This window comes from Pseudescherichia sp., from assembly GCF_031998825.1.
GTDB lineage: Bacteria > Pseudomonadota > Gammaproteobacteria > Enterobacterales > Enterobacteriaceae > Pseudescherichia.
Genome location: NZ_DAMACX010000008.1, coordinates 1 through 16,695 on the forward strand (window position 1 = coordinate 1; position 16,695 = coordinate 16,695).

15 protein-coding genes are annotated in these 16,695 nt (G+C 58.7%); 1 reads left to right on the forward strand and 14 read right to left on the reverse strand.

Annotated elements, in window-relative coordinates:
• Window positions 1-47 precede the first annotated feature (47 nt).
• Window positions 48-842 carry a tRNA uridine 5-oxyacetic acid(34) methyltransferase CmoM gene (gene cmoM / locus RTP97_RS05655; RefSeq protein WP_312411718.1) on the reverse strand — a complete coding sequence of 265 codons (795 nt, stop codon included), beginning with the start codon at window positions 840-842 and terminating at the stop codon, window positions 48-50.
• Between the two features lie 118 nt (window positions 843-960).
• Here cmoM and elyC point away from each other — a divergent pair, with 118 nt between their 5' ends.
• The gene (gene elyC / locus RTP97_RS05660; protein WP_312411721.1) at window positions 961-1,740 is read left to right on the forward strand and encodes an envelope biogenesis factor ElyC; all 780 of its coding nucleotides are present in this window, start codon (window positions 961-963) and stop codon (window positions 1,738-1,740) included.
• On the opposite strand, the gene RTP97_RS05665 is transcribed toward elyC, so the two are convergent.
• The 13 genes from RTP97_RS05665 to RTP97_RS05725 form a co-directional block, all read right to left on the reverse strand.
• Window positions 1,717-2,610 (reverse strand): YcbJ family phosphotransferase, encoded by an 894-nt coding sequence (locus tag RTP97_RS05665; RefSeq protein ID WP_312411723.1) that lies wholly within the window; start codon window positions 2,608-2,610, stop codon window positions 1,717-1,719. The two genes, elyC and RTP97_RS05665, sit on opposite strands and share 24 nt — an antisense overlap.
• A 140-nt stretch (window positions 2,611-2,750) precedes the next feature.
• Entirely contained in the window at window positions 2,751-3,497 is a 747-nt protein-coding gene (kdsB, locus tag RTP97_RS05670; protein ID WP_312411726.1) for a 3-deoxy-manno-octulosonate cytidylyltransferase, read from the reverse strand.
• Window positions 3,494-3,676, reverse strand: a complete 183-nt coding sequence (gene ycaR / locus RTP97_RS05675) for a protein YcaR (protein WP_312210421.1) — start codon at window positions 3,674-3,676, stop codon at window positions 3,494-3,496. The genes kdsB and ycaR overlap by 4 nt, the downstream gene beginning before the upstream one ends.
• Window positions 3,677-3,728: 52 nt before the next feature.
• Window positions 3,729-4,961, reverse strand: coding sequence for a winged helix-turn-helix domain-containing protein (locus tag RTP97_RS05680; protein WP_312411729.1), 1,233 nt, complete (start codon window positions 4,959-4,961; stop codon window positions 3,729-3,731).
• A gap of 42 nt (window positions 4,962-5,003) precedes the next feature.
• The gene (gene lpxK, locus RTP97_RS05685; protein WP_312411732.1) at window positions 5,004-5,981 is read right to left on the reverse strand and encodes a tetraacyldisaccharide 4'-kinase; all 978 of its coding nucleotides are present in this window, start codon (window positions 5,979-5,981) and stop codon (window positions 5,004-5,006) included.
• A complete protein-coding gene (msbA, locus tag RTP97_RS05690) occupies window positions 5,978-7,726 on the reverse strand; it encodes a lipid A ABC transporter ATP-binding protein/permease MsbA (protein WP_312411733.1) in 1,749 nt (582 codons plus the stop codon). Before msbA ends, lpxK begins: the two co-directional genes overlap by 4 nt.
• A 36-nt stretch (window positions 7,727-7,762) precedes the next feature.
• The gene (locus RTP97_RS05695; RefSeq protein ID WP_312411736.1) at window positions 7,763-10,027 is read right to left on the reverse strand and encodes a ComEC family protein; all 2,265 of its coding nucleotides are present in this window, start codon (window positions 10,025-10,027) and stop codon (window positions 7,763-7,765) included.
• Window positions 10,028-10,202: 175 nt separating this feature from the next.
• Complete coding sequence (gene ihfB, locus RTP97_RS05700) at window positions 10,203-10,490, reverse strand: integration host factor subunit beta (protein ID WP_103819646.1); 288 nt, start codon at window positions 10,488-10,490, stop codon at window positions 10,203-10,205.
• 125 nt (window positions 10,491-10,615) lie between these two features.
• Complete coding sequence (gene rpsA, locus RTP97_RS05705; RefSeq protein WP_312210412.1) at window positions 10,616-12,289, reverse strand: 30S ribosomal protein S1; 1,674 nt, start codon at window positions 12,287-12,289, stop codon at window positions 10,616-10,618.
• Window positions 12,290-12,398: 109 nt separating this feature from the next.
• A complete protein-coding gene (cmk, locus tag RTP97_RS05710; RefSeq protein WP_312210411.1) occupies window positions 12,399-13,082 on the reverse strand; it encodes a (d)CMP kinase in 684 nt (227 codons plus the stop codon).
• A 184-nt stretch (window positions 13,083-13,266) separates the two neighbouring features.
• Window positions 13,267-14,550 (reverse strand): 3-phosphoshikimate 1-carboxyvinyltransferase, encoded by a 1,284-nt coding sequence (gene aroA, locus RTP97_RS05715; RefSeq protein WP_312411738.1) that lies wholly within the window; start codon window positions 14,548-14,550, stop codon window positions 13,267-13,269.
• Between the two features lie 68 nt (window positions 14,551-14,618).
• On the reverse strand, window positions 14,619-15,707 hold the full coding sequence (gene serC, locus RTP97_RS05720) for a 3-phosphoserine/phosphohydroxythreonine transaminase (RefSeq protein ID WP_312411740.1): 1,089 nt from the start codon (window positions 15,705-15,707) through the stop codon (window positions 14,619-14,621).
• 161 nt (window positions 15,708-15,868) lie between these two features.
• Window positions 15,869-16,561: a DUF421 domain-containing protein gene (locus RTP97_RS05725; RefSeq protein ID WP_312411742.1), complete on the reverse strand. Its 693-nt coding sequence runs from the start codon at window positions 16,559-16,561 to the stop codon at window positions 15,869-15,871.
• Window positions 16,562-16,695 lie beyond the last annotated feature (134 nt).

Here is a 16,695-nt window from a genome sequence, read left to right on the forward strand (position 1 = left end):
CGTTTTTTCTGGCCCAGGCAACCAGTTCGGGGACTGTCTGGGAAAATTCACTCATCGTTAATCCTTGTATCTACCTGCGGCTTCTGCGCGGTAACGTGTATATAGCGGCCCAGGCTCAGGTAAGGCTCCTGGCGGCAGTAACGCGTCTCTAACTCTACTAATGCAGCAAAACAGTCATGCTGTTTTTGCTTATCGCGCAGATAGTCGTGAAAAACCCTGATACCGGTTTTACCGGTGATCTGCCAGCCCATCTCTTCGAGCCAGCCGTAGACCTGCTGCGGATCGCGCGGAAAGTCTGGTGAAAGCGTCCGTCGTTTCTTTTTGTACATGCCCTGCTGCACATAGCCAAAGTTGCCCACCAGCACGTTCCGCATCAGCAGGCCGTTGGCATTGTAAAACATCAGCGACAGCGCGCCGCCGGGACGCAGCGCCGACCAGAGCGTCTGCAGAACAGCAACCGGCTCGGCGACCCACTCCAGCACGGCATGGAACAATATCAGATCGACCGGCGATTCCAAATGCTGGGCGATGTCCTGAGCGGCGCAGTGGATAAAATGCATGTTGTCGATCACACCTTCCGCCTCTGCCGCCGCGCTGGCCCGGGCGACCATCTCACCCGACAGATCGCAGAGGGTGACGTGATGACCGAGCTTCGCCAGCCGGATGGCCGTCTGCCCCTCTCCGCCACCGGCATCAAGAATGCGCAGCGGCCGTGGACCAAAGGTCGCGAGCAGAGCATTGAGATCCTGCCACAGGATCGCCTGGCGTAGCTGCCCTTTCGTGGTGCCATATATATTGCGGGAAAACTTCTCCGCGATGTCATCGAAATTGCGATCCTGCATCTGCTACTCCGCGATCCTGGCAAAACCGCTATTTTGTCACACCCACGTTAAGAAGGAACCTATCTGGTGTAAGATCCACAGAATAACCTGCTGTATGGTCAAAAAGGAAACGGAAGCCATGCTTTTTACGCTGAAGAAATACATTGGTGGGATGCTGCTGCCCCTGCCGCTGCTGCTTTTGCTGATGGGGATTGGCCTGGTGCTGGTCTGGTTTACCCGCTACCAGAAGTCAGGCAAGGCGCTGATGAGCGCAGGCTGGCTGGCGCTGGTGCTGATCAGCCTGCAACCGGTCGCCGACGGGATGCTCAGACCGATAGAGCAAACCTACCCTACCTGGCGCGGCACCCAGCAGGTGAAATACATTGTCGTGCTCGGCGGGGGCTACACCTGGAACGATACCTGGGCGCCCAGCTCGAACCTGATCAACAACAGCCTGCCGCGCCTCACGGAGGCGGTACGCCTGTGGCGGCAAAATCCGGGGGCTAAAATGATCTTCACCGGGGCACCGGCGGTGACAAACCCCGTCAGCACCGCCGAGGCCGGGGCGCGGGTGGCTGAAACCCTGGGCATCCCGCGCAGCGACATTATGACGCTCGACAGCGCGAAGGATACCGAAGAGGAGGCGGCAGCGGTGAAACAGGCCATCGGCGAGACGCCGTTTTTGCTGGTGACCTCGGCGTCGCATCTGCCTCGGGCGATGATCTTTTTCCGTCATGCAGGGTTAAACCCCCTGCCCGCCCCCGCTAACCAGCTGGCGATCGACTCGCCGCTTAATCCCTGGGAGCGCATTATCCCCTCCCCGGTGTGGCTGATGCACAGCGACCGGGTCGGGTATGAGACGCTGGGTCGCGTCTGGCAGTGGCTTAAAGGTTCGTCAGGCGATCCACGGCAGGAGTGATTTTGCGGCGAGATCAAAATTGCTGCGGCTGAAATGACCGGTATTGACCAGCTGCGCCACCTCGTCCCAAAGGGTATAGAGCCAGCGACGCCAGATAAACGCCTCGGAAACCGGGGCGTGCTGGAGATAGTGCCACAGCAACCCTTCCGCCAGCGCGCTGTCGGAGAGGCGAAACAGCTCGTACTCGCGTGGCGCCCAAAGCATGACGCCCGGCCCCACTACCGCCAGCAGCTGGTCGGTACGAGGATCTTTCAACATGCTGCGCAGGTTGAGATTGCCGTGCACCAGCACGCAGTTGTCGTTAAAGCCTGCAAACAGTTTCGGCAGGCATTCGCGGGTGCGAAACAGGATGCGTTTATCCTGCATCGTCAGGCCGGTATTTTTAAACTGGTTGAGGGTATTCCACAGCACCTCTACCCGCTGGCGATACCATGAGGGCCAGATATTCTCCTGGGTGCTGTCCACGACGCCGACGCAGCCGTGACTGTCCTGCCGGTGCCAGGCGAGCAGCGCCTCAACGATCTGATCCTTAAGCTGCTCCCAGCGCTCCGGCGTGCGGGCCGGGGCTTCAGCGGGGACACCGTGCAGACGCTCGATAAGCAGCACGTCAGGACCAGGGTGCTCATCGTGGGTCATCACGCCGTAGACTACTGGCATGCGTACCGTACCGCTGCGGGCCAGCATCGACATCTTCCATGCCAGCTGGCGCGCCAGCCCCGGCGTGGTAAAGCTTCTCGCCAGCAGCGGCATAGGGTGGCCGTGGCTGTCGTACAGTGACCACAGCGCGGTATCCGCCTTCTCGTTGACACACTCCACGCGGCTGAGTTTCTCCCCCAGCAGGTGGCTCAATTCGGCACGCAGCTGTTCCATTTACGCTACCTCTCAGGAATACCCTTACGCAGACTACACCTTTTATAATGGGCGTCTGTCACAGAGATGTCACCCCGATCGGATCAAAACAGCGGCAGAAAGTGAAGAAATTCCCCTCCGGACGGAGGGGAGAGAGGAAACTAGCGGAGTTCAGCGCGCACGCGGGCCAGATCCTCTGCGGTATCCACGCCGGTGCCGGGGATGGCCTGCGCCACGGCAACGTGAATTTTTTCGCCGTGCCAGAGCACGCGCAGCTGTTCGAGCATCTCGATCTGCTCCAGCTGGCTCGGCTGCCAGGTGACGTAGCGGCGGATAAACCCGGCCCGGTAGCCGTAGATGCCGATATGGCGCAGGAAGGTATCACCGATGGCCTCGCGGGACTGGGCGAAGCGGTCGCGATCCCAGGGAATGGTCGCCCGGGAGAAGTAGAGCGCGTAGCCCTCGCTATCCATCACCACTTTTACCGCGTTAGGGTTAAACGCCTCCTCCGCGCTGTGGATCGGCACGGCCAGGGTCGCCATACCCACCTGGCGCTGGGCCAGATTCTCCGCCACCTGGCGAATAATCGCCGGCGGGATCATCGGCTCGTCGCCCTGAACGTTAACAATGACCGTGTCATCGCTAAAGCCGCACGTCTCCACCACCTCTGCCAGCCGCTCGGTGCCGGACTGGTGATCGGCGCGGGTCATGCACACTTCGCCTCCGGCCGCCTCGACCGCCCGCGCCACGTCAGGGTGATCGGTGGCGACAATGATCCGTGCGGCACCGGACTCACGCGCCCGCTCCAGCACGTGCACGACCATCGGCTTGCCGTTGATATCCACCAGCGGCTTACCCGGCAAACGGGTGGAAGCATAACGCGCCGGAATAATAACAACGAAACTCATGGACGGCTCTCTTCAGCAGCAAGCGCACGGGCTTCGTTTTCCAGCAGTACCGGAATGCCTTCCCGCACCGGGAAAGCGAGGCTGTCAACTTTGCAGATCAGCTCTTGTTTATCCTGGCTGTAGTAGAGCTTACCGTTGCAGACCGGGCAGGCAATGATTTCGAGTAGACGGTGATCCATAGTTCCTCCTGAGGGACCGAAAGGGGTATGCCTTAAATGTTACCATATTCCCCTAATCCGCAGCGGCAATTTCCCATCCATCCAGCCTGTCGGTGAAGAGTCCGTCAGGCAGACGTTTGCAGACCACCCGCCGCGCCCCCTGCCAGCGGGCAAAATCCTCGATAGCCGTCGCCAGGCCGCTCTCCAGCCTGCGTCCCGGCTTGACGTCCGGCTCAAGATAGAGGGCGATAATTTCCAGCTCGCCTGTTTTCCGGTGCATTTTGGCATCCATCCGCCCCACCAGCTGCCCGCAGTGCAGCAGCGGCAGGACAAAATAGCCATACTGGCGTTTCGGCGCTGGGGTGTAGCACTCCAGCCGATAGGTAAAGTTAAACAGCTGCTCGGCGCGCTTGCGATCCCAGACCACCGGGTCAAAGGGGGACAGCACCGCACTGTGGGTGGCGTGCAGCCCGCCCGCCTGCGCCAGCTCAAGCTCAGGCAGCAGGTCGGCGTGGACAAACGCCTCGCCCAGGGTTTCAACCTCCACGCGCACTACCTTTTGCTCAGACTGCCAGCGCGCCATCAGGGCAGGCAATGCAGGCTGGCGCAGGCGGTAGTAGTCCGCCAGCCAGACGGGGCGAAAAAGACCTAAGCTGCGGGCGCTCTTCTCCAGCATCCGATCCTCCGCCACCGCCTGGGAGAGGAGATCCCGCTCGTCATCCCAGTGGGGCATGACGCGGTGGGTCAGATCGTAGACGCGCTGAAAGTTGCGCCGCTCAATCACCATCACCTTACCGGCAGTAAACAGCCCCTCAAGGTGTCGCTTGTGCGGCTTCCACGCCCACCAGCCGCTGCTGCCTTTGCGCGGATGTTCAAAATCCGCCGAACGCACCGGGCCATTCTCCTGGATATGGGCAATCAGCTGCTCAATTTCATCCGCGTGCTCATCCATCCAGGCCGCACGGTATTTCCAACCCATATTTTCCGGGGCCAGCATCCGGTGGCGTACCAGAGAAAAATCCTCACGCGGCAGAAAGCAGGCCTCGTGCGCCCAGTACTCCATCAGCTCGCCCCGGCGCAGCGCCTCATCAAGCCATGACGGCGAGTAGTCGCCGAGGCGGCTGAACAGCACCAGGTAGGGGCTGCGGGCCACGATATTAATGGTGTCGATCTGCAGGAGCGACATCCGCTGAATGGAGGAGAGAATATCGGCAGGCCTGGCGCGGCGGCGCGGCTTTTTCAGCAGGCCCTGGGCGGCAAGATGAAGATGGCGAGCGGCGGTGAGCGAGAGTTGCGGCACAGACATACGGGTTCCCGTGGTTAACAGGGCGCTGTCGGCACTGTGCCGCTAGCGCACCAGAGTGAGCAGTTCCTGCAGCAGGCGTTCGGGTTGATCGCCCTCCAGATGGGCGTCAACGGGCAGATACCACCAGCTATCGTCAGCAAAGGCGCGGCACTTGACCGCATCCTTCTCGGTCATCACCAGCGTCTGGCCGGGTTGAATAAACCCACTGACCTGTGAATAGCTGAGCGCCTGATGATCGGCCAGCGCAACGGTGTTTTCTAGCGCTACGCCGCAGTCGGTCAGAGTTTGAAAGAAGCGCGGCGGATGACCAATCCCGGCCATGGCGACCACGGCGGGTAGCGCATTAACCGGGCGGCGCTCGCCGCTCTTCAGGTTCACGGCCATGCCAGGCTGCAAACGCATCGGGATCTCTCCTGCCCGCGCCTCGCCGCCGTTGGTTATCACTGCATCGACGGAGCGCAGACGTGAGGCCCGCTCACGCATTGGTCCGGCAGGCAGCCACCAGCCGTTGCCAAAGCGACGCACGCCATCGATCACCACGATCTCTTTATCGCGGGCGAGACGGTAGTGCTGGAGGCCATCATCGGTCACTATCAGCTGGAGATCGTGCGCGGCCAGCAGGGCTTTTACCGCGTCGCTGCGCACCGGAGAGACCGCCACCGGCGCGCCGGTACTCTGAAAGATCAGCACCGGCTCGTCGCCCGCCTGCTCCGTCGTCGTCTGTTGGTCTAGCAGCAGCGGATAGCGCTCTGCCCTGCCGCCGTAGCCGCGAGAGACCACGCCAACCCGTACGCCGCGCTGGCGCAGCTGTTCAACCAGCCAGATCACCACCGGCGTTTTGCCATTGCCGCCTGCCGTGAGATTGCCCACAACCACCACCGGCACCGACGCACGCCAGGCTTTTTTAATGCCCAGCCGGTAGCAGAGACGGATTGCCCCGCTCACCAGGCCATAGAGCCAGGAGAGCGGCAGCAGCAGCAGCCACAGCGGCGATTCGCCTGACCAGATGCGGGCTATCATGCGCCAAACTGCATCTTATGCAGCTGGGCGTAGACACCCTGCTGAGCCAGCAGTTCGCTATGGCTACCGCGTTCAACGATGCGGCCGTCTTCAACCACCACGATCTCGTCCGCTTTCTCAATAGTAGAGAGACGGTGGGCGATCACCAGTGAGGTACGGTTTTTCTGCAGCTCGTCCAGCGCAGCCTGGATAGCGCGTTCAGACTCGGTATCCAGCGCGGAGGTGGCCTCGTCGAGGATCAGGATCGGGCTGTCGCGCAGCAGGGCACGGGCGATGGCGATACGCTGACGCTGACCGCCGGAGAGCAGAACGCCGTTCTCACCGATGATAGTATCGAGGCCGTTATCCATCTTGCTGATAAAGTCCATGGCATAGGCCATGCGGGCGGCGGTTTCGATCTGCTCCCGGCTGTACTCTTCCGTGCGCGCATAGGCGATGTTATTCGCCACCGTGTCGTTAAACAGGTGTACGTTTTGCGATACCAGTGCCACCTGATTACGCAGCGAGTGCAGCTTGTACTCGCGCAGATCGTGGCCGTCCAGCAGGATCTCGCCGCTGTCGGTATCGTAGAAGCGGGTGATCAGGCTGGCCAGGGTCGATTTACCGGAGCCTGAGCGACCTACCAGCGCCACGGTTTTACCTGCGGCGATGTTCAGGTTGATATCACGCAGCGCCGGGGTTTCACGCCCAGGATAGGTAAAGGTGACGTTGCGGAACTCCACGTTGCCTTCGGCACGCTCAATTTCACGCTTGCCTTCATCTTTCTCCTGCTCGCTGTCAAGAATAGCAAACAGCGTCTGACAGGCTGCCATCCCGCGCTGGAACTGGGCGTTAACGTTGGTCAGCGACTTCAGCGGACGCATCAGGGCAATCATCGAGGAGAAGACCACGGTAATAGTCCCGGCGGTCAGGGTCTCCATCACGCTGGGGAAGCTCGCCGCATAGAGTACAAACGCCAGCGCCAGGGAGGCGATCAGCTGAATGATCGGATCGGAGATCGACGAGGCGGAGACCAGCTTCATCCCCTGCAGGCGCATCTTGTTGCTCACCTTGTCAAAGCGCTCGGTTTCGACCTGCTGACCGCCAAACATCAGCACCTCTTTGTGCCCCTTCAGCATCTGCTCTGCGCTGGTGGTCACCTGCCCCATCGTATTCTGCATGTTCTTGCTGATGTTACGGAAACGCTTCGATACCACGCGAATGGCAATCGAGACGATCGGGGCCAGCACGATCAAAATGATCGACAGCTGCCAGCTGTAGTAAAACATCATGATAAACAGGCCGATAATCGACGCCCCTTCACGCACGACGGTGATTAGCGCGTTAGATGAGGAGGAGGCAACCTGTTCAGAGTCATAGGTGATACGGGAGAGCAGCGTCCCGGTGGACTGCTTGTCGAAAAAGGCGACGGGCATGCCCATCTTATGGCTGAACAGGCGGCGACGCATGCTCATGACCACTTTGCCAGAGACCCAGGAGATACAGTAGCTTGAGATATAGCTGGTGATCCCACGCAGGATCATCAGGCCGATAATCACCAGCGGCATCCATATCAGCACGGAGCGGTCCGTTTTACCAAAACCATCATCGAGCAGCGGTTTCAGAAGCGATAGCATAAAGGTATCGCTGGCTGCGTTGAGGATCAGTGCTACCCCCGCCACGAACAGACCCGCTTTGAAAGGTGCAATCATTGGCCAAAGGCGGCGGAACGTTTGCCACGTAGAGAGATCTTTGTCGTTATGCATTCAAAAAACCAGCACTTGTTGAAATAGCCGCATATTCTACCCGTTATCTGCAGGGACGCCAAACCGCTGATGATACCAGCGGGGTAAAAGTTGCTCGCGCAGGCTGAGTATCTTCCAGCCGTTAATGGAAAAATAGATGCTCGTTTGCCCCCCGTGCGGCGTGTCGTACCAGCGGTAGCCCTGCTGCCGGTAGCGGCGGATCACCTTTGTTGAGGGGAGTCGCCAGGCGTTGTAGCGCGACGCAGAGGCCAGCGCCGCCTGCCCGTTGACCCGCTGTAACAGCGGTAGCGATGAGGACGTGCTGCTACCGTGATGCGGAACCTGGATAAGTGTAGCCTGTAGATGCTGCCAGTAGCGGCTCAGCATGCGCCGCTCGGCGGGCGCTTCGATATCGCCGGTAAGCAGGATGCTTTGGCGACCGTCATCGACTTTAACCACGCAGGAGCCGTTGTTCCCCTTCGCTACCTCCCCCGCCAGCGGCCAGTGAACGGTAAAGTTTAGCCCCTGCCACTGCCAGCGTTGACCGCGAAAACAGGGCAGATGCCCACCCCACCCCAGCGGGCTGCGGACGGTCATCTCCGGCCACGCTTTTTGCAGCGTCTCCAGTCCACCCCGATGATCGAGGTGCTCATGGCTAAGGATAACGCCATCGGGCCGGAGATGGTGCCAGCGTAGCCAGGGAACGATTAGCTGCTGGGCGCTGTCTCCGCCCGGCCACGCCAGCCCGGTATCATAGAGCAGGGCCCGCTGGTTGCGAGTAATCACCATCGCCAGTCCCTGCCCCACGTCCAGCATATGCACAGCCCACTCATCGCTGCGGGCAGGACGTCCGCGCGGCAGCGCCAGCAGCATGGCAATCGCCAGACAGAGAAACGGCGCGTTGGTGTAGATGCGCAGCCGCCAAAGCACTATCCCCACCCAGGGGAGCCAGACCAGCCCCAGCCAGCGCCGATCAATGTCATACCAGCCGTCCGGCAGCTGGCGTAAAAACCAGAACAGCAGCGCCAGGGTTTTGTCCGCCAGCAGCCAGCTGCCGCTCTCGATTATCGCCGGCCCGCTCAGGTGCAGCACCATCCCGGCCAGAATCAGCGGCACGGTGACAAAGGTCACCAGCGGTACGGCGATCAGATTGGCAACGATCGAGGTCAGGCTAATGCCATGAAAGATTGTCACCTGGATGGGCAGGAGCAGGATCATCATTCCCGCCTGCAGATGCAGCAGGCTCAGAGTGCTGCGCCCGATGCGCCCGCCGGGCAGGTGCGGTAGCGGAAACCACTGATACCAGAAGATCAGGGCGGCGACGGCGAAGGCGGAGAGCCACAGGCTCTGAGAGAGGATGGCAACAGGATCGATAAACAGCATCGCCGCCACGCAGCAGAGCCAGACCTGCCAGGGCGACCACTGCCGACCCGAGAGGCGCAGCGCGCTCCAGACGGCAAGGGAGGCTACCGTGCGCAGAGCCGGAGGCTGCATACCGGTAAGCCAGGCATAATAAGCGGCGCAGGCAAGGCCAAACAGCAGCGGCAGCCGCCAGCTAATTCTGTTGCCGGGGAGAAAAAATTGCACGCCGCGCATCAGCAGCCAGCCCAACGTCGCCGCCAGGGCAATATGCAGACCTGAAATAGCCATCAGATGCGCGGTGCCGGTCTCGCGCATCAGCGCTTTAACATCGGTATCGAGCGTGGTGCGCTCCCCCATACCCAATCCCAGCATGACCGACTGCCAGGCGTAAGGAGCCAGAGTCGCGCTCAGGGAGGCAAGGTAGCGGGCGCGCAGATCGCAGCGGAGATCGACCGGCCTGGCATGGATAAAACGCCCGGTAACGGGACGATGCTGGGCCAGGGCATAGCGCTGAGTATCAAAGCCCCCCTCGTTGAGCTGCCCGTGCACGGCACGCACCTTCAGCGTCATCTCCCAGCGCTGTCCGGCACAGCCCGGCTGCGGCAGATACTGCCCGTAGAGGTTGATCCCCGGCGCGGGAAAAAGCCGCCTGCCGTCCAGTTGCTCGATAACGCCCCGGTGCATGGTTATATTATCGGTAGCAATGATTTTCACCACCGCCTGCCGGGTCGCCCCTGGCAACGCCTGTGCCGGCCAGAGAGCCTCCTGCGCCGCCAGCAATCCCCAGGCAAAAAAGAGCAACCACAGCGCCAGCCAGCGCACGCTCCGCCAGCGCATAAAACCCAGCACGATCCCGGCACCTGCGATAGCTTCTATCCAGCCTGTCTCTGGCAGCCTCGGCAGCCACAGCAGGGGCAGAACGGCAGTCAACAGACAAAACGCAACGACAGGCAAACCCATAGCCACCTCCTTGTGCCGCGATTATGCAGGCACCGGACGGTGCTGTCGGTAAGGGCTTTGCAGTTTTACGAGGCGGCTTCAGAAAGAGGGGGGAAATCGTGGGAGCGAGAAATGAAAAAAGCACCCTCAGGTGCTCTCTTCAGAGAAGTACGTTTTCGCCGCTATGGCGTAAAACCTACCCTTCGTAAATGTTGGCGCGGTCGCGAAGTTCTTTACCCGGCTTAAAGTGCGGAACATATTTGCCTTCCAGATCCACTTTATCGCCAGTTTTTGGGTTACGCCCGGTGCGAGGTGCCCGATAGTGCAGAGAGAAGCTGCCGAAACCGCGGATCTCGATGCGCTCACCCTGGGCCAGGGTCGAGGCCATATGCTCCAGCATCTCTTTCACGGCGTCTTCTACAGACTTAGCCGGAATATGAGATTGTTGGCTTGCAAGTCTTTCGATCAATTCTGACTTGGTCATGATTCCTCCGGTTTCCTTAATCAGGAATATTCACTAGCGGCAGATTAAACAAGGGCGGCCATAGCCGCCCTTTGTTATTGATTACAGGATTAAAAAGCACTCCTGTCAAGCTACCCGAGGGTAACTTATTCGCCTTTCGCTGCTTTAAATGCTTCAGCCATAGCGTTAGAGAAGTTGCCTTCTTCCTGTTTGTTGTTAACAGAAGCGATTGCATCTTTCTCGTCAGCTTCGTCTTTAGCACGAACAGACAGGCTGATGGCGCGGTTCTTACGATCAACACCGGTGAACTTAGCTTCAACTTCGTCGCCAACGTTCAGAACCAGAGTTGCGTCTTCAACGCGGTCACGGGAAGCTTCAGAAGCGCGCAGGTAGCCTTCAACACCGTCGGCCAGCTCTACGGTTGCGCCTTTCGCGTCAACTGCAGTCACTTTACCGGTTACGATTGCGCCTTTCTTGTTCAGGGCAACGTAGTTGTTGAACGGATCTTCTGCCAGCTGCTTAACGCCCAGGGAGATACGCTCGCGCTCTGCGTCAACCTGCAGAACAACCGCAGCGATTTCGTCGCCTTTTTTGTATTCACGAACTGCTTCTTCGCCTGCAACGTTCCAGGAGATGTCAGACAGGTGAACCAGGCCGTCGATGCCGCCGTCCAGGCCGATGAAGATACCGAAGTCAGTGATAGACTTGATTTTACCTTCAACACGGTCGCCCTTGTTGTGGGTTTCCGCGAACTGCTGCCATGGGTTGTTTTTGCACTGTTTCAGGCCCAGGGAGATACGACGACGTTCTTCGTCGATATCCAGAACCATCACTTCCACTACGTCGCCAACGTTAACAACTTTGGACGGGTGGATGTTTTTGTTGGTCCAATCCATTTCGGAAACGTGCACCAGGCCTTCAACGCCTTCTTCGATCTCAACGAAGCAGCCGTAGTCGGTCAGGTTGGTTACGCGACCGGTCAGCTTGGTGCCTTCCGGGTAACGTTTAGCGATAGCTACCCACGGATCTTCGCCCAGCTGTTTCAGGCCGAGGGATACACGGGTACGCTCGCGGTCGAACTTCAGCACTTTAACAGTGATTTCGTCGCCAACGTTCACGATTTCGCTTGGGTGCTTAACGCGTTTCCATGCCATATCAGTGATGTGCAGCAGGCCGTCAACGCCGCCCAGATCAACGAATGCACCGTAGTCAGTGAGGTTCTTAACGATACCTTTAACTTCCATGCCTTCCTGCAGGTTTTCCAGCAGCTGATCGCGCTCTGCGCTGTTTTCAGACTCGATAACCGCACGACGGGAAACAACAACGTTGTTGCGTTTCTGGTCAAGCTTGATCACTTTGAACTCAAGCTCTTTGCCTTCCAGGTGCAGCGTATCGCGTACCGGACGCACGTCAACCAGGGAACCTGGCAGGAACGCACGAATACCGTTCAGCTCAACAGTGAAGCCACCTTTAACTTTGCCGTTGATAACACCGGTAACAGTTTCAGCGTCTTCGTATGCTTTTTCCAGCGTGATCCAAGCTTCGTGACGCTTAGCTTTCTCACGGGACAGCAGAGTTTCACCGAAGCCGTCTTCTACTGCATCCAGAGCAACGTCAACTTCGTCACCAACCTGGATTTCCAGCTCGCCCTGGGCGTTTTTGAACTGCTCAGCCGGAATGGCAGACTCAGATTTCAGACCGGCGTCAACCAGTACGATATCTTTGTCGATAGCAACAACAACACCACGAACGATGGAACCCGGGCGGGTTTCGATTTCTTTTAAGGATTCTTCAAAGAGTTGAGCAAAAGATTCAGTCATGTTTAATCTTCAGGTTAATATAACGTCCACCTGGCTCCATGCCGGATGGGGTTGTTTCACATACCCACTGTCACTCCGTTGCAGCGGGGGTACTACAAATTCGGTCGCTTTATGCGAGAGCCAACTTTTGGCGCGCGTATTGTAACGCTTTTTCAATCACTTGCTCAATGCTTAAACTGGTGGAATCCAGAACTAATGCATCGGCAGCAGGGACCAGCGGCGCTACAGGGCGATTACGATCGCGATCGTCGCGTTCTTTGATCTCGGCCAAAAGGCGTTCAAAGTTAACACTAAAGCCCTTCTCCTGCAACTGCAGCATGCGGCGATGCGCGCGCTCTTCCGAGGAGGCATCGAGGAAAATCTTCACCGGCGCGTCCGGGAACACGACCGTACCCATATCGCGACCGTCGGCGATCAGGCCCGGCAGCTCACGGAACCCCCGCTGACGGCGCAGCAGCGCTTCACGCACGCGGGGAAATGCGGCGACCTGAGACGCGGCATTGGCCACCTCTTGGGTACGGATTTCACCGCTCACGTCTTCGCCCTCAAGGATCACCTCCAGCCTGCCGTCAGTCGATACAAAGCGGACGTCGAGATGGGCAGCCAGTGGGACCAGCACCTCTTCCGAGGTAACGTCCACATGGTGATGCAGCGCGGCCAGCGCCAGCACACGATAGATCGCACCCGAGTCGAGAAGATGCCACTGTAACGCTTCTGCCATCGCCTTGCACAGCGTCCCTTTGCCTGCACCGCTTGGCCCATCAATGGTGATTACCGGGGCAGTTGCCGCCATCTTTTTCTCCTTATTAAAGGCTTACCATGAACGTAAACGCCGCGCATTATACGCGCCAACGTACGCAACTGTTATCTTTGCGTGTAAATAACGGAATTTATGAGACTGAGTGTAGAAGAAATGGGCGAGGATGAGTGTGAGAAAACGTAAGGAAATGCCGCATCAGAGGATGCGGCAGAGATAATCATGCTAAGGTGCTAATACGCGCCAGCTGGTCGAAATAGTCCGGGAAGGTTTTCGCAGTACACTTCGGATCCAGGATAGTGACCGGCGTGTCTGACAACGCCACCAGCGAGAAGCACATCGCCATCCGGTGATCGTTGTAGGTGCCAATTTCCGCGAACTGCAATTTCGCAGGCGGCGTGACGCGAATATAGTCCTCGCCCTCCTCTACTTCCGCACCCACCTTGCGCAGCTCGGTTGCCATGGCAAACAGACGGTCGGTCTCTTTCACCCGCCAGTTATAGATGTTGCGCAGGGTAGTCGTGCCGCTGGCAAACAGCGCGGCGGTGGCGATGGTCATTGCCGCATCCGGGATATGATTCATATCCATATCGATAGCCTTCAGCTCACCGCGGGTACAGGCGATGTAATCCTCTCCCCAGGTCACGGTCGCGCCCATCTTCTCCAGCACATCAGCAAAGCGGATATCACCCTGCACGCTGTTGCGCCCGATGCCGGTCACCTTAACGGTTCCGCCTTTAATGGCCGCCGCCGCAAGGAAATAGGAGGCCGATGAGGCATCGCCCTCAACCAGGTAGTGGCCTGGGGAGCGGTACTGCTGCCCGCCGCGTACCACAAAGCGCTGGTACTGCTGGTTCTCTACCTCAACGCCAAAGGTCTTCATCAGGTGCAGGGTGATGTCGATATAGGGCTTCGACACCAGATCGCCTTTGATGGCGATGTCGGTGTCCTGAGAGGCCAGCGGCGCGGTCATCAGCAGCGCGGTTAAGAACTGGCTGGAGACGCTGCCGTCCACGGCCACCTGGCCGCCGGTAAAGCCGCCGCGCAGGCGCAGCGGCGGGTAGTTCTCCTGCTCGAGATAGTCGATCTCTGCTCCGCCCTGACGCAGCGCATCCACCAGATGGCCAATTGGACGCTCTTTCATACGCGGCTCGCCGGTCAACACAATGTTGCTGCTTCCCAGGCACAGCGCAGCGGCTAGCGGGCGCATCGCCGTACCGGCATTGCCGAGGAACAGCTCAAGCTCTTCAGCCGACCGTAACGCGCCGCCGTTGCCGGTCACTTCACAGCGGGTACGATCGTCAGAGAGCGTGTAATGAACGCCTAACGCTTTCAGCGCATTGAGCATATGGCGCACGTCATCGCTGTCCAGCAGGTTAGTGAGGACGGTGGTGCCGTTTGCCAGCGCAGCCAGCAGCAGAGCACGGTTCGAGACGCTTTTAGAACCAGGCAGATTAATGGTGCCGTCTACTCGCGCGACAGGTTGTAACGTCAGGGATTCCATGAAACTTAACTCTCAACTCAACATAATAAAAACCCCGCAGCAGAGGTGCGGGGGTGAAAAAGGCGCGATTAACCGTGGCGGCGTTCGAAATCGGTCATGAAATCGGTCAACGCTTTAACGCCTGCCAGCGGCATCGCGTTATAGATGGAGGCGCGCATCCCGCCTACCACGCGGTGGCCTTTCAGCGCGTGCAGACCGGCAGCGAAGGACTCCTCCAGGAAGAGGCTGTCGAGCTTGCTGTCTGCCAGCTGGAACGGCACGTTCATGCGCGAGCGGTTCGCGACCGCCACGTCATTACGGTAGAAGTCGCTGCCGTCGATAACGCCGTACAGCAGTTCGGATTTCTGCTGGTTAGTGGCATTCATTGCCGCAACGCCGCCGTTTTGCTTCAGCCACTTGAATACCAGGCCAGAGAGGTACCAGGCGAAGGTCGGCGGGGTGTTGAACATGGAGTCGTTGTCGTTCAGCACGGTGTAATCCAGAATCGACGGGCAGGATGTGTGGGCTTTACCCAGCAGATCGTCACGGACAATCACCAGCGTCAATCCGGCCGGGCCAATGTTTTTCTGCGCACCGGCGTAAATAACGCCGTAGCGGCTGACGTCAAGCGGCGCTGAGAGAATAGTCGAAGAGAGATCCGCCGTGACGATCACGCTATCGTCAAAGTTTGGCTCTTCATGAATAGCAATGCCGTCGATGGTTTCGTTCGGGCAGTAGTGGAGATAGGCTGCATCGCTGGAGAGCTGCCAGTCACTCATCGGCTTAACGGCGCGCAGGCCGTCAACGGTCACTTTGGCATCAATAACGTTCGGCGTGCAGTATTTGTGCGCCTCTTTTACCGCGCTGGCGGCCCAGTAACCGGCGTCAACGTAATCCGCCGTGGTTTTGTCGCCCAGCAGGTTTAGTGGGATGCCCGCGAACTGGCCGCGACCGCCGCCGTGGCAGAACAGAACCTTATAGTTCTCAGGGATGCTTAACAGATCGCGAAAGTCTTGCTCCGCCTCTTCTGCACACTGGATAAACGGCTTACCGCGGTGGCTAATCTCCATGACCGATGTGCCAAGACCCTGCCAGTCGCAGAGCTCCTGCTGAGCCTGCTTAAGCACCTCTGTCGGCAACATCGCCGGACCAGAACTAAAATTAAAGACCTGTGTCATTTCCTCTCACCACGCTGAAAGCAATAAGTTATTCCTGTGACATCGGTTGTACCATTGCACGTCACCCGCCGCAACGGGTATTCCGACGACGGGAAGAAATGTGCGCTCAGTCACATAGCAGAATATTTTGTGCTGTTCTGTGGCGGTGGCGAAAAACCCTGTCAGGTAATACGAATTGCCCGGCTGGCCTTCGTCCATTCTGGATTTTTGCAGCGCGGACAGAGTTGTTTCTCTCCTGCCTGCATCGCGATCACCTCGCTGCATTTTACGCAGGCGTAGTCGCTATCCTCCGGCGCAACCATAAAGCGCGGCACCAGCCCCGCGGGCAGCAGCGACAGCCCAGGGCGCACGTCCTCATCGCGGTAGTAGTAGGTACTGATCTGCCCGTTGGTCTCCATGATGGCCAGCCGAATCTGCCCCAGCTGCTCCACGCCGTTCACTCGTAGCTCCATAAAGAACTCTACCTCGGTGAGGTTGGCCGCTCTCAGCTTGTCCCACGCCAGCTCGCCCTCCTCTACGATAATAATCGGCTTGCCTTCCAGCAGATCCTCCAGCCGTTCACTATGGGACATCAGCCACATCACCAGCCGGTAGCAGAGCGCCAGCGAGATAAAGACCACCAGCACCGGCAGCATCGGCACGTCGTCATAGAAAGCGACATCCCCCGCCGCCGAACCGAGGGTCAGGATGATCAGCACCTCGAAGAGGGACATCTGGCGCACGCCGCGCCGTCCGGCAATCTTCAGGAACAGAAAAACGAGGATAAAGGTGTAGAGACTTCGCAGCGCAACCTCGCCCAGGAAGTCGAGCGGTGCCTTGTCCAGCATCATGCGTTGCAGATCGAATGCTTTCATTTTCTTTTGCCTAAACAGGACGTTAGTTTCTACAAGCATAGCTCGCGCTTTTATTTTCGTCCTCTGGCGCAGGAAGATAGCGCCGTTCACCTAAAACCCGTATCATTGCGCGCTTTCCGTACGAATAAAGTGAC